This is a genomic window from Streptococcus oralis, from assembly GCF_003942875.1.
In the GTDB taxonomy this organism is placed as follows: Bacteria; Bacillota; Bacilli; order Lactobacillales; family Streptococcaceae; genus Streptococcus; species Streptococcus oralis_BX.
The window spans coordinates 16,323-29,955 of the sequence record NZ_RMVK01000001.1 but is presented as its reverse complement, the minus strand read 5'-3'; the positions used below and the strand labels follow the sequence as shown (position 1 = coordinate 29,955).

15 protein-coding genes are annotated in these 13,633 nt (G+C 42.9%); all 15 read left to right on the top strand.

Annotated features, from left to right (window positions below; translation table 11 throughout):
* Window positions 1–60 precede the first annotated feature (60 nt).
* The 15 genes from ybeY (at window position 61) to D8844_RS00085 (ending at window position 13,585) form a co-directional block, all read left to right on the top strand.
* Complete coding sequence (ybeY, locus tag D8844_RS00155; protein WP_000275169.1) at window positions 61–558, top strand: rRNA maturation RNase YbeY; 498 nt, start codon at window positions 61–63, stop codon at window positions 556–558.
* Entirely contained in the window at window positions 539–934 is a 396-nt protein-coding gene (locus tag D8844_RS00150) for a diacylglycerol kinase family protein (RefSeq protein ID WP_000378181.1), read from the top strand. The genes ybeY and D8844_RS00150 overlap by 20 nt, the downstream gene beginning before the upstream one ends.
* 16 nt (window positions 935–950) lie before the next feature.
* Window positions 951–1,850, top strand: a complete 900-nt coding sequence (gene era / locus D8844_RS00145) for a GTPase Era (protein ID WP_000143274.1) — start codon at window positions 951–953, stop codon at window positions 1,848–1,850.
* A 48-nt stretch (window positions 1,851–1,898) separates the two neighbouring features.
* On the top strand, window positions 1,899–2,723 hold the full coding sequence (gene mutM / locus D8844_RS00140) for a DNA-formamidopyrimidine glycosylase (RefSeq protein WP_125420905.1): 825 nt from the start codon (window positions 1,899–1,901) through the stop codon (window positions 2,721–2,723).
* Window positions 2,723–3,328 carry a dephospho-CoA kinase gene (coaE, locus tag D8844_RS00135; RefSeq protein WP_125420902.1) on the top strand — a complete coding sequence of 202 codons (606 nt, stop codon included), beginning with the start codon at window positions 2,723–2,725 and terminating at the stop codon, window positions 3,326–3,328. Before mutM ends, coaE begins: the two co-directional genes overlap by 1 nt.
* Entirely contained in the window at window positions 3,315–4,514 is a 1,200-nt protein-coding gene (pmrA, locus tag D8844_RS00130; RefSeq protein WP_125420899.1) for a multidrug efflux MFS transporter PmrA, read from the top strand. Before coaE ends, pmrA begins: the two co-directional genes overlap by 14 nt.
* A complete protein-coding gene (rpmG, locus tag D8844_RS00125) occupies window positions 4,514–4,663 on the top strand; it encodes a 50S ribosomal protein L33 (RefSeq protein WP_007519517.1) in 150 nt (49 codons plus the stop codon). Before pmrA ends, rpmG begins: the two co-directional genes overlap by 1 nt.
* A 39-nt stretch (window positions 4,664–4,702) precedes the next feature.
* Complete coding sequence (gene secG / locus D8844_RS00120) at window positions 4,703–4,936, top strand: preprotein translocase subunit SecG (RefSeq protein WP_000282517.1); 234 nt, start codon at window positions 4,703–4,705, stop codon at window positions 4,934–4,936.
* Window positions 4,937–5,032: 96 nt separating this feature from the next.
* Window positions 5,033–7,387, top strand: coding sequence for a ribonuclease R (gene rnr / locus D8844_RS00115; protein ID WP_125420896.1), 2,355 nt, complete (start codon window positions 5,033–5,035; stop codon window positions 7,385–7,387).
* On the top strand, window positions 7,350–7,817 hold the full coding sequence (gene smpB / locus D8844_RS00110) for an SsrA-binding protein SmpB (RefSeq protein ID WP_001051748.1): 468 nt from the start codon (window positions 7,350–7,352) through the stop codon (window positions 7,815–7,817). The genes rnr and smpB overlap by 38 nt, the downstream gene beginning before the upstream one ends.
* A 14-nt stretch (window positions 7,818–7,831) precedes the next feature.
* On the top strand, window positions 7,832–8,692 hold the full coding sequence (gene tehB / locus D8844_RS00105; protein ID WP_125420893.1) for an SAM-dependent methyltransferase TehB: 861 nt from the start codon (window positions 7,832–7,834) through the stop codon (window positions 8,690–8,692).
* A gap of 177 nt (window positions 8,693–8,869) precedes the next feature.
* Complete coding sequence (locus D8844_RS00100; protein ID WP_125420890.1) at window positions 8,870–10,018, top strand: PDDEXK family nuclease; 1,149 nt, start codon at window positions 8,870–8,872, stop codon at window positions 10,016–10,018.
* A 74-nt stretch (window positions 10,019–10,092) separates the two neighbouring features.
* The gene (locus D8844_RS00095; protein WP_125420887.1) at window positions 10,093–11,049 is read left to right on the top strand and encodes a competence protein CoiA; all 957 of its coding nucleotides are present in this window, start codon (window positions 10,093–10,095) and stop codon (window positions 11,047–11,049) included.
* An 18-nt stretch (window positions 11,050–11,067) separates the two neighbouring features.
* Window positions 11,068–12,870, top strand: coding sequence for an oligoendopeptidase F (gene pepF, locus D8844_RS00090; protein ID WP_125420884.1), 1,803 nt, complete (start codon window positions 11,068–11,070; stop codon window positions 12,868–12,870).
* 1 nt (window position 12,871) lies between these two features.
* The gene (locus D8844_RS00085; protein WP_083312825.1) at window positions 12,872–13,585 is read left to right on the top strand and encodes an O-methyltransferase; all 714 of its coding nucleotides are present in this window, start codon (window positions 12,872–12,874) and stop codon (window positions 13,583–13,585) included.
* The last annotated feature ends 48 nt before the right edge of the window (window positions 13,586–13,633 follow it).

Here is a 13,633-nt window from a genome sequence, read left to right as displayed (position 1 = left end):
GTAGAATAAAATCATGGAAATATGGTATAATAAAGCCAAGTAAAGAGAATCGAGAAGTACATGTATATTGAAATGGTAGATGAAACTGGTCAAGTTTCACAAGAAATCCTACAACAAACCCAAGAAATTTTGGAATTTGCAGCCCAAAAAATAGGAAAAGAAGACAAGGAGATGGCAGTCACTTTTGTGACCAACGAGCGTAGTCACGAACTCAATCTGGAGTACCGTGATACGGATCGTCCGACAGATGTTATCAGCCTTGAGTATAAACCAGAGTTGGATATTGCCTTTGACGAAGAGGATTTGCTTGAAAATCCTGAATTGGCAGAGATGATGTCTGAGTTTGATGCTTATATTGGGGAACTGTTCATCTCTATCGATAAAGCGCATGAGCAGGCTGAGGAATACGGTCACAGCTTTGAGCGTGAGATGGGCTTCTTGGCAGTACACGGCTTTTTACACATTAACGGCTATGATCACTACACTCCGGAAGAAGAAGCGGAGATGTTCGGTTTACAAGAAGAAATTTTGACAGCCTATGGACTCACAAGACAATAAACGAAAATGGAAAAATCGTGACCTGGTATCCAGTTTAGAATTTGCCCTTACAGGAATTCTGACTGCTTTCAAGGAAGAACGTAATATGCGAAAACATGCAGTGACGGCTCTAGTAGTCATCCTTGCAGGTTTTGTTTTTCAGGTGTCACGAATCGAATGGCTCTTTCTCCTAATGAGCATTTTCTTGGTAGTAGCCTTTGAGATTATTAACTCTGCTATTGAAAATGTAGTGGATTTAGCCAGTCACTATCACTTTTCTATGTTGGCAAAGAAAGCCAAGGACATGGCAGCAGGTGCCGTGCTGGTGGTCTCTCTTTTTGCTGCAGTGACAGGTGCACTTATCTTTCTCCCACGCATTTGGGATATACTATTTTAAACTATAAGAGGAAATTATGACATTTAAATCAGGCTTTGTAGCCATTTTAGGACGTCCCAATGTTGGGAAGTCAACCTTTTTGAATCACGTCATGGGACAAAAGATTGCTATCATGAGTGACAAGGCGCAAACAACGCGTAATAAAATCATGGGGATTTACACCACGGATAAGGAGCAAATCGTCTTTATCGACACGCCGGGGATTCACAAGCCTAAGACGGCTCTTGGTGATTTCATGGTGGAATCTGCCTACAGTACTCTGCGTGAAGTGGATACTGTTCTATTCATGGTGCCAGCTGATGAGCCACGTGGTAAGGGCGACGATATGATTATCGAGCGTCTGAAAGCTGCCAAGGTTCCTGTGATTCTGGTGGTGAATAAGATTGACAAGGTTCATCCAGACCAGCTTTTGGCTCAGATTGATGACTTCCGTAACCAGATGGACTTTAAGGAAATTGTTCCTATCTCAGCCCTTCAGGGAAATAACGTTTCTCGTCTAATTGATATTCTGAGTGAAAATCTAGAGGAAGGTTTCCAGTATTTCCCAGCTGATCAAATCACAGATCATCCTGAGCGTTTCTTGGTTTCAGAAATGATTCGTGAGAAGGTTCTTCATTTGACACGTGAAGAGATTCCACACTCAGTTGCCGTAGTGGTTGACTCTATGAAACGGGATGAAGAGACAGACAAGGTTCACATCCGTGCAACCATCATGGTGGAGCGAGATAGCCAAAAAGGCATTATCATCGGAAAAGGTGGGGCTATGCTCAAGAAAATTGGGACCATGGCCCGTCGTGATATCGAACTCATGCTAGGGGACAAGGTTTTCCTAGAAACTTGGGTCAAGGTCAAGAAAAACTGGCGCGATAAAAAGCTAGATTTGGCTGACTTTGGCTATAATGAAAAAGAATACTAAGTAGAGGTGGGCTCATGCCTGCTTCTTGTTTTTACAGAAGGAGGATTTATGCCTGAATTACCTGAGGTTGAAACGGTTCGTCGTGGCTTAGAAAAATTGATTATAGGAAAGAAGATTTCGAGTATAGAAATTCGTTATCCCAAGATGATTAAGACGGATTTGGAAGAGTTTCAAAGGGAAGTACCTGGTCAGATTATCGAGTCAATGGGACGTCGTGGTAAATACTTGCTTTTTTACTTGACAGACAAGGTCTTGATTTCTCATTTGCGGATGGAGGGCAAGTATTTTTACTATCCGGACCAAGTTCCAGAACGCAAGCATGCCCATGTTTTCATTGAGTTCGAAGATGGAGGTACGCTTGTTTATGAGGATGTACGCAAGTTTGGTACTATGGAACTATTGGCACCGGACCTTTTGGATGCCTACTTTATTTCTAAAAAACTAGGTCCTGAGCCAAGAGAGCAGGACTTTGATTTGCAGGTCTTTCAATCTGCCCTAGCCAAGTCTAAAAAGCCTATCAAATCCCACCTCCTAGACCAAACCTTGGTAGCTGGCCTTGGCAATATCTATGTGGATGAGGTCCTCTGGCGAGCTCAGGTTCATCCAGCAAGACCTTCCCAGACTTTAACGGCAGAAGAAGCGTCAGCTATTCATGACCAAACCATTGCTGTTTTGGGGCAGGCTGTTGAAAAAGGTGGCTCGACCATTCGAACCTATACCAATGCCTTTGGGGAAGACGGAACCATGCAGGACTTCCATCAGGTCTATGATAAGACTGGACAAGCATGTTCGCGCTGTGGGACAGTGATTGAGAAATTCCAGCTCGGTGGACGAGGAACTCATTTTTGTCCTCAGTGTCAAAGGAGGGACTGATGGGAAAAATCATCGGAATCACAGGAGGAATTGCCTCTGGTAAGTCAACTGTAACAAATTTCCTAAGAGAGAAAGGTTTTCAAGTGGTGGATGCTGACGCAGTAGTCCATGATCTACAAAAACCTGGTGGTCGTCTCTATCAGGTCTTAGTTCAGCACTTTGGGCAAGAAATTATTTTAGAAAATGGAGAACTCAATCGCCCTCTCCTGGCTAGTCTCATCTTCTCAAATCCTGAGGAGCGGGAATGGTCTAAGCAAATCCAAGGGGAGATTATTCGTGAGGAATTGGCTGCATTGCGAGACCAGTTGACTCAGACAGAAGCGATTTTTTTCATGGATATTCCCCTGCTTTTTGAACAGGACTACAGTGCCTGGTTTGATGAAACATGGCTGGTCTATGTGAACCGTGATGTTCAGGTGGAACGTTTCATGAAACGGGATCATCTTTCTAAGGAAGTAGCAGAGTCTCGTTTGGCCGCCCAATGGTCTTTAGAGAAAAAGAAAGATTTGGCCAGTCATGTTCTAGACAACAATGGCAGTCGTGATCAGCTTGTGGCTCAAGTAGTGAAGTTACTTGAAGGAGGCGATAGCTGTGCAAGAGATTAGTTGGAAAGAGAATCTTCGTGTCGCCTGGTTCGGTAGTTTTCTAACGGGCGCCAGCATTTCCTTGGTCGTTCCTTTCATGCCTATCTTTGTAGAGCAGTTGGGAATTGAAGGAGACCAAGTTGCTTTTTATGCTGGATTAGCCATCTCAGTTTCGGCTGTTTCAGCAGCTCTAGTTTCTCCCATCTGGGGTATTCTTGCTGACAAATATGGACGAAAGCCCATGATGATTCGAGCAGGTCTTGCCATGACCATTACGATGGGAGGTTTGGCCTTCGTGCCAAATATCTATTGGCTACTCTTTTTGCGCTTGCTCAATGGTGTATTTACCGGTTTTGTCCCCAATGCAACGGCCTTGATTGCTAGTCAGGTACCGAAAGATAAGTCGGGAGCGGCTCTGGGGACTCTATCTACAGGTGTTGTTGCAGGAACATTGACGGGTCCCTTTGTTGGAGGCTTTATTGCTGAAATTTTTGGCATTCGTAATGTCTTTTTATTGGTAGGTGCTTTCTTATTTTTAGCTGCAATTCTAACCATTTTCTTTATCAAGGAAGATTTTCAGCCAGTGGCTAAGGAGAAGGTTATCCCAACGAAAGAAGTATTTTCTTCTTTCAAGTATCCTAGGCTTTTAGTGAATCTATTTTTGACGAGCTTTGTCATTCAATTTTCAGCTCAATCAATTGGTCCCATTCTAGCTCTCTATGTGCGGGACTTAGGGCAGACTGAGAATCTCCTCTTTGTATCAGGATTAATCGTATCCAGCATGGGGTTTTCTAGCATGATGAGTGCTGGAATTCTAGGAAAACTTGGCGATAAGGTAGGGAATCATAGATTGTTAGTTGCAGCGCAGATTTATTCCGTCATCATTTACCTTCTTTGTGCCCATGCAACCAGCCCCCTTCAACTTGGCTTGTATCGTTTTCTCTTTGGTTTGGGAACGGGAGCTCTCATACCAGGTGTCAATGCGCTTCTTAGCAAAATGACTCCAAAATCAGGTATTTCAAGGATTTTCGCCTTCAACCAAGTCTTTTTTTATCTCGGTGGAGTGATTGGACCTATGGCGGGATCCGCAGTTGCAGGATATTTGGGCTACCATGCTGTCTTTTATGCGACAGCAGCCTGTGTAGCTTTCAGTTGTTTATGTAACTTAGTGCAATTTAGATCATTATTAAAAGTAAAGGAAATCTAGTGCGAGTAAAAATCAATCTCAAGTGCTCCTCTTGTGGCAGCATGAATTATCTAACCAGTAAGAACTCTAAAACCCATCCAGACAAGATTGAGGTGTTAAAATATTGTCCAAAGGAAAGAAAAGTAACTTTACATCTTGAATCTAAGTAGAATTTATGGTAAAATAATAGGGATTTTAAGGAGTTTGATATGTATAACCTATTATTAACCATTTTATTAGTATTATCTGTTGTGATTGTGATTGCGATTTTCATGCAACCAACTAAGAACCAATCCAGCAATGTATTTGATGCCAGCTCAGGTGATTTGTTTGAACGTAGTAAAGCGCGTGGTTTTGAAGCTGTGATGCAACGTTTGACAGGTATTTTAGTCTTTTTCTGGCTAGCCATTGCCTTAGCATTGACAGTATTATCAAGTAGATAAGAAATGGGCGAGACTAGGTCTTAGCCTATTTTTATTTTCAATGACACTTATAAAGTTATCAATCAAAAAGAAATTATAAAAATCTAGAAAGAAAACATGAAAGATAAAATTAAAGAATATTTGCAAGAGAAGGGGCGAGTGACGGTAAATGACCTGGCTCAGGCTCTCGGAAAGGATGGGTCCAAGGATTTCCGTGAGTTGATTAAAACCCTGTCTCTGATGGAAAGAAAGCACCAGATCCGTTTTGAAGATGATGGTAGCTTATGTCTGGACCAAAAGAAGAAACATGAAATCACCCTCAAAGGGATTTTTCATGCCCATAAAAATGGCTTTGGCTTTGTTAGTCTAGAAGGGGAAGAGGACGACCTTTTTGTTGGAAAAAACGATGTCAACTATGCTATTGATGGCGATACCGTTGAGGTCGTGATTAAGAAAGTTGCTGACCGCAACAAGGGAACAGCTGCCGAAGCTAAAATTATTGATATCTTAGAACACAGTCTGACGACAGTTGTTGGGCAAATCGTTCTGGATCAGGAAAAACCCAAGTATGCGGGCTACATCCGTTCAAAAAATCAGAAAATCAGCCAACCGATCTATGTGAAGAAACCAGCTATCAAGTTGGAAGGTACTGAAGTTCTCAAGGTCTTTATCGACAAATACCCAAGTAAGAAACATGATTTCTTTGTCGCTAGTGTGCTAGACGTGGTGGGGCACTCGACTGATGCTGGGATTGACGTTCTTGAAGTCTTGGAATCCATGGATATTGTTTCAGAATTTCCAGAAGCTGTTCTCAAGGAGGCAGAAAGTGTACCAGAAGCTCCGTCTCAAAAGGATATGGAAGGGCGTCTGGACCTGAGAGATGAAATCACCTTTACCATTGACGGTGCGGATGCCAAGGACTTGGACGACGCAGTACACATCAAGTCTTTAAAAAATGGCAATATCGAACTCGGTGTTCACATCGCGGATGTTTCCTACTATGTGACAGAGGGTTCTGCCCTTAACAAGGAAGCCCTTAACCGCGCGACTTCTGTTTATGTGACAGACCGTGTGGTCCCAATGCTTCCAGAGCGTTTGTCAAATGGTATCTGCTCTCTCAATCCTCAAGTAGATCGCTTGACCCAGTCAGCTATTATGGAAATTGATAAACATGGTCGTGTAGTCAACTACACCATCACACAAACGGTCATTAAGACTAGCTTCCGTATGACCTATAGTGCTGTTAATGATATCCTAGCTGGTGACGAGGAGAAGAGACAAGAGTTTAAGAAAATTGTTCCTAGTATCGAGCTCATGGCCAAGCTTCATGAAAGGCTAGAAAGCATGCGTGAGAAACGTGGTGCTCTCAATTTTGATACCAGTGAAGCTAAGATTCTAGTGGATAAAAAAGGTAAGCCTGTGGATATCGTTCTTCGTCAGCGTGGTGTTGCTGAGCGGATGATTGAGTCCTTCATGTTGATTGCTAATGAAACGGTTGCCGAGCACTTTAGCAAGCTGGACCTACCTTTCATCTATCGAATCCACGAGGAGCCCAAGGCTGAAAAAGTTCAGAAGTTTATTGATTATGCTTCGAGCTTTGGTTTGCGGATTTATGGGACTGCCAGTGAGATTAGCCAGGAGGCGCTTCAAGACATCATGCGTGCTGTTGAGGGAGAACCCTATGCGGATGTATTGTCCATGATGCTTCTCCGTTCTATGCAACAGGCTCGCTATTCAGAGCACAATCACGGTCACTATGGTCTTGCTGCCGACTATTATACTCACTTCACCAGTCCTATTCGCCGTTATCCAGATCTCCTTGTCCACCGCATGATTCGGGACTATGGTCGTTCCAAGGAAATAGCCGAGCATTTTGAACAAGTGATTCCAGAGATTGCAACCCAGTCTTCCAATCGTGAGCGTCGTGCCATCGAGGCCGAGCGTGAAGTCGAAGCCATGAAAAAGGCTGAGTACATGGAAGAATACGTTGGTGAAGAGTACGACGCAGTTGTATCAAGCATCGTCAAATTCGGTCTCTTTGTTGAATTGCCAAATACAGTCGAAGGATTGATTCACATTACCAATTTGCCTGAATTTTATCATTTTAATGAACGTGATTTGACTCTTCGTGGGGAGAAATCAGGAACAACCTTCCGTGTGGGACAGCAAATTCGTATTCGTGTAGAAAGAGCCGATAAGATGACAGGTGAAATTGACTTCTCTTATATCCCAAGTGAGTTTGATGTCATCGAAAAAGGTTTGAAACAAGCTGGGCGCAAAGATAGAGGTCGTGGCTCAAGTCGTCGTTCAGATAAGAAGGAAGACAAGAGAAAATCAGGACGCTCAAATGATAAGCGCAAGCATTCACAAAAAGACAAGAAGAAAAAAGGTAAGAAACCTTTTTACAAGGAAGTAGCTAAGAAAGGAGCCAAGCATGGCAAAGGGCGAGGGAAAGGTCGTCGCACAAAATAAAAAGGCGCGCCACGACTATACAATCGTAGATACGCTAGAGGCAGGGATGGTCCTGACTGGAACTGAAATCAAGAGTGTACGAGCTGCTCGAATCAATCTCAAGGATGGCTTTGCCCAAGTAAAAAATGGGGAAGTCTGGCTGAGCAATGTTCATATTGCCCCTTACGAAGAGGGAAATATCTGGAACCAAGAACCAGAACGTCGTCGTAAACTCCTGCTCCATAAGAAACAAATCCAAAAATTAGAACAAGAGACTAAAGGAACAGGAATGACGCTGATTCCCCTTAAAGTCTATATCAAAGATGGTTATGCTAAACTCCTTTTAGGACTTGCTAAAGGGAAACATGACTATGATAAACGGGAGTCAATCAAACGTCGTGAGCAGAATCGCGATATTGCGCGTGTGATGAAAGCTGTCAACCAGCGTTAAGAAGAGGAAGTAAAATGGAAAAACTAATTGCCTATAAACGGATGCCCTTGTGGAATAAACAGACCATGCCTGAAGCAGTTCAGCAAAAGCACAATACCAAAGTCGGCACTTGGGGAAAAATTACTGTCTTGAAGGGGGCACTCAAGTTTATTGAGTTGACAGAAGATGGTGAGGTTCTAGCTGAGCATCTCTTTGAGGCGGGATCAGACAATCCCATGGCGCAACCGCAAGCCTGGCACCGAGTAGAGGCTGCAACAGACGATGTAGAATGGTACTTGGAATTTTATTGTAAACCTGAGGATTATTTCCCTAAGAAATACCAGACCAATCCAGTCCATTCAGAGGTCCTAGAGGCTATGCAGACGGTGAAACCAGGAAGAGCCTTGGATTTGGGTTGTGGTCAAGGACGTAACTCTCTCTTTCTTGCACAGAATGGTTTTGATGTGACAGCTGTGGATCAAAATGAATTGTCGCTTGAGATCTTGCAAAGTATCGTAGAGCAAGAGGATCTAGACATGCCTGTCGGACTTTATGATATCAATTCTGCCAGTGTTAGCCAAGACTATGATTTTATCGTTTCAACAGTTGTTCTGATGTTCCTACAAGCGAACCGCATTCCAGCTATTATCCAAAATATGCAGGAGCACACCACGGTCGGTGGTTACAATCTTATCGTCTGTGCCATGGATACAGAGGATTATCCTTGCTCGGTTAATTTCCCATTCACCTTTAAAGAAGGGGAACTGGCGGACTACTACAAGGATTGGGAATTGATCAAGTATAATGAAAACCCAGGACATCTGCACCGTCGTGATGAAAATGGCAATCGCATTCAACTACGCTTTGCGACTATGTTAGCCAAAAAAGTCAAGTAAATCAAACCTATACCAGCGAATAGAAACCACTTTGCAAGGTTTCTATTCGTTTTTGTTTGCGTTGGTTGATTGGGGCAAGCAGGATTTTATGCTATACTAGAATTAGGAAATCTGAGCAGTAGGGCTGTATTGCTGATACTCTCAGCGCAAGAAAGTCTTTATGATGGAGGTGGTCGAATGACGAGTCTTTTGGTGGAATTGTATGATCGGCATGTATTGGAAAAGAATGTCTACCAAGCCTTTATCAGTGATTGTGACGAGATTCTTTTTCTATCTTTGACGAAAATAAGCAATGAAGAGAAGCTCTCTCTCCGTCAGTTTATCATGGAAGAGGTACCTCATATTCAACGAGTGACCTTTCGTCAGTTATCCTTAGAACAACTAGCAGACCAGTTAGATTATTGTCTAGCAGGCTATGACCAAGTCCTTCTCGATGTTTTTGGTGGGGATTCGCTACTAGCCTTATCTCTCTATCAATACGGCTTGGATCGGGACCTCCCCATCGTTGCCATGGATGTTGAGCGAGGAAAACAATACAAGTGGGTAGCCGGACAGTTAGAAAAAGAAGATTTGGACATTCCAACCCTAAGCATCCAGCAGCTGATAGCCTTGCGTGGTGGAAAAATCCTCAAATCCAAACGCCCTATCCACTCAGCTCAGCAAATTGCAGCCATCAAAAAGCTAGCCAGCTCTGCCATTGCCAATCCTGCCCACTGGTATCAAGTGACCCAATTTTTCTCTCTAGCTAAGACCAATGACCTGCATGCTGAGACCGAAAAAATACTGGAAAACAATGGCAGGTATTATCACTATCCAAAATCCCTCATTCCTTTACTTATGGAAGCGGGGATGCTTTGTATGGAAAGCGAAGACAAGAAACGAGTAGCCTACAGCTTTCCAAGTCAAGAAGCTCAAGTCTTTTGCCGCAACAAGGGACATATTTTAGAGGTATATCTCTATCTCTTGGCGCTTGAATCTCAGCTGTTTGATGAATGCATGATAGGTGGTGAGATTGATTGGAATGGCATCTTTCCAGAGGCAGATAATGTTCAAAATGAGATTGATGTCATTCTGAGAAAGGGACGCTCGATTACTTTTATCTCTTGCAAGATGACAGATTTATCAGTCGAAGCCATCAATGAACTAGAAGTCTACGCCAATCATTTTGCTGGGGAGAGTTGTCTCAAGTTGATTGTTTGTACTGGAAAAATCAATCCAGCTTATGCCAATCGCTGCCAGGAATACGGCGTGCTGGTCATTAGAAGTGAGCAGATTCCCAATCTCATTCCCATGTTGAAAAAATACTCTAAGAGGTTTAAAAGGTAGAAAAGTAATATGAAAGGCTGGAATTCCAGTCTTTTTTAGTTTTTTTTCGAATAAATGAGAAAAGGAGGTAGACCATGTTTGTAGCCAGAGATGCACAGGGAAAATTGGTGAATGCCCTCGAAAAAGACGTGACTAAGCAAGCTTATACCTGCCCCGCCTGTGGTGGCGGACTACGATTACGCCAAGGACAGAGCATTCGAACGCATTTCGCTCATGAATCTTTAAGAGATTGTATAGCTACTTTTGAGAATGAAAGTCCAGAACACTTGGGCAACAAAGAGGCCCTTTATCACTGGGCCAAGAAAGACTGTCAGGTTGCCCTAGAGTACGCTCTTCCTGAGATTCAGCAGATAGCAGATGTTCTTGTCAATGAGAAACTAGCTCTGGAGGTTCAGTGCAGCCCCTTGTCTCAAAAGCTTTTAGGCGATAGAAGCCAAGGATACCGCAGCCAGGGCTATCAGGTTATCTGGCTACTCGGAGAAAAACTCTGGTTAAAAGAGCGATTAACACAATTACAAAGGGGATTTCTCTATTTTAGTCAAAATATGGGTTTCTTTGTTTGGGAACTGGATCTCAAAAGGAAAATTTTGAGACTCAAATATCTTTTGCATCAGGACCTACGTGGCAAGCTTCATTTTCAGGTCAAGGAATTTCCCTATGGTCAAGGAAATCTCTTGGAAATTCTACGATTTCCTTATCAAAAACAAAAACTGCCTCGTTTTGCAGTCGTGCAAGATTTAACTATCTGTCACTACATTCGTCAGCAGTTGTACTACCAAACGCCTTACTGGATGAAGAAGCAGGAGGAAGCTTATCATCGAGGAGACAATCTATTAAAGCATCAACTGGACGACTGGTATCCCCAGGTCAGACCGATAGAGTCAGGTGATTTTTTGCAGATTGAAACGGATTTGGCTAGCTATTATAGAAATTTTCAGGCTTACTATCAAAAAAATCCGAAAAATAATCGCCAAAAGCTCTATCCACCAGCCTTTTATCACTTATATTTCTCAAAAAATGTGGTAAAATAGAAAGGATGGAGGAATCTTATGGTATTACAACGACATGAAATAAATGAAAAAGATACATGGGATCTTTCGACAATCTACCCAACAGACCAGGCTTGGGAAGAAGCCTTGAAAGATTTAACTGAAAAAGTACAAACAGCAACTAAGTATGAGGGACATCTTTTGGACAGCGCAGACAGTTTGCTTGAGATCACAGAATTCTCACTCGACTTGGAACGCCAAGTTGAAAAGCTTTATGTCTATGCGCATATGAAAAATGACCAGGACACGCGTGAAGCCAAGTATCAAGAGTACTATGCTAAGGCAATGACTCTATACAGTCAGTTAGAACAAGCCTTTTCATTCTATGAACCTGAGTTTATGGAGATTAGCGAAGAGCAGTATGCGGCCTTCCTAGAAGCTCAGCCAAAACTCCAAGTTTACAAGCACTTTTTTGACAAGCTCTTGCAAAAGAAAGACCATGTTCTTTCGCAACGTGAGGAAGAATTGCTTGCTGGAGCAGGAGAAATCTTTGGCGCTGCTAGTGAAACTTTTGCTATTTTGGACAACGCGGATATTAGCTTCCCATATGTCCTTGATGACGAAGGCAATGATGTGCAACTCTCACACGGTACTTACATTCGCTTGATGGAGTCTAAAAACCGTGAAGTGCGTCGTGGTGCCTATGAAGCCCTTTATGCGACATATGAGCAATTCCAACACACTTATGCTAAGACTTTGCAGACAAATGTTAAGGTGCAAAACTACCGAGCAAAAGTTCGCAACTATAAGAGTGCTCGCCATGCAGCTCTCGCAGCAAACTTTGTTCCAGAAAGTGTCTATGACAATCTAGTAGCAGCAGTTCGCAAGCATTTGCCACTCTTGCATCGTTACCTTAACCTTCGTTCTAAAATCTTGGGGATTTCCGACCTCAAGATGTACGATGTCTACACACCGCTTTCGTCAGTAGATTATAGCTTTACCTACGAAGAAGCCTTGAAAAAGGCAGAAGAAGCCTTGGCAGTTTTAGGTGACGACTACTTGAGCCGTGTTAAACGTGCCTTCAGTGAGCGTTGGATTGATGTCTATGAAAATCAAGGCAAGCGTTCTGGTGCCTACTCTGGTGGTTCTTATGATACAAATGCCTTCATGCTTTTAAACTGGCAGGACAATCTAGACAATCTCTTTACCCTTGTCCATGAAACAGGTCACAGTATGCACTCTAGCTATACTCGTGAAACCCAACCTTATGTTTACGGAGATTATTCTATCTTCTTGGCTGAGATTGCCTCAACGACTAACGAAAATATCTTGACAGAGAAATTGTTGGAAGAAGTAGAAGACGATGCAACTCGCTTTGCTATTCTCAATAACTTCCTAGACGGTTTCCGTGGAACAGTCTTCCGTCAAACTCAATTCGCTGAGTTTGAACACGCCATCCACCAAGCAGACCAAAATGGAGAAGTCTTGACAAGTGATTTCCTCAATAAGCTCTACGCTGACTTGAACCAAGAGTACTATGGACTCAGCAAGGAAGACAATCCTCAGATCCAATACGAGTGGGCACGCATTCCACATTTCTACTATAACTACTATGTTTATCAATATTCAACTGGTTTTGCAGCTGCTTCAGCCTTGGCTGAGAAGATTGTCCATGGGAGTCAAGAAGACCGTGATCGCTATATCGACTACCTCAAGGCAGGTAAGTCAGATTATCCACTCAATGTTATGAGAAAAGCGGGAGTGGATATGGAGAAGGAAGACTATCTCAACGATGCCTTTGCAGTCTTTGAACGTCGCTTGAACGAGTTTGAAGCCCTTGTTGAAAAATTGGGATTAGCTTAAGATGGTAGAGTCTTATAGTAAAAATGCCAACCATAACATGCGACGTCCCGTCGTCAAGGAAGAAATCGTAGAACTCATGCGCCAGCGTCAAAAGCAGGTGACAGGTTCTTTGAAAGAATTGGAGACCTTCGCTCGCAAGGAAAACATTCCCATTATTCCCCATGAAACGGTCGCGTATTTTCGATTTCTCATGGAGACCATACAGCCCAAGAACATTTTGGAAATTGGGACGGCTATCGGTTTTTCAGCACTCTTGATGGCGGAACATGCGCCAGATGCCAAGATTACAACCATTGACCGAAATCCAGAAATGATAGGCTTTGCCAAGGAAAACTTTGCCAAGTTTGACAGTCGTAAGCAAATCACCTTACTTGAAGGTGATGCTGTTGATGTTTTATCTACTTTGACAGAAACATATGATTTTGTCTTTATGGATTCGGCCAAGTCAAAGTATATCGTCTTTCTGCCTGAAATCCTTAAACATTTGGAAGTCGGTGGAGTGGTGGTCTTGGATGATATTTTCCAAGGAGGAGATGTTGCCAAGGACATCATGGAAGTCCGCCGAGGTCAACGCACCATTTACCGTGGTTTGCAAAGACTTTTCGACGCAACTTTGGACAATCCAGGTCTAACAGCAACTCTAGTTCCACTTGGAGACGGCATTCTCATGCTACGAAAGAATCTAGCAGAAGTAGAGCTTCCTGAGAGCGAATGATTTTCAGAAAAATTTAAGAAATTATAGTAAAATAGATAAGGTAACACT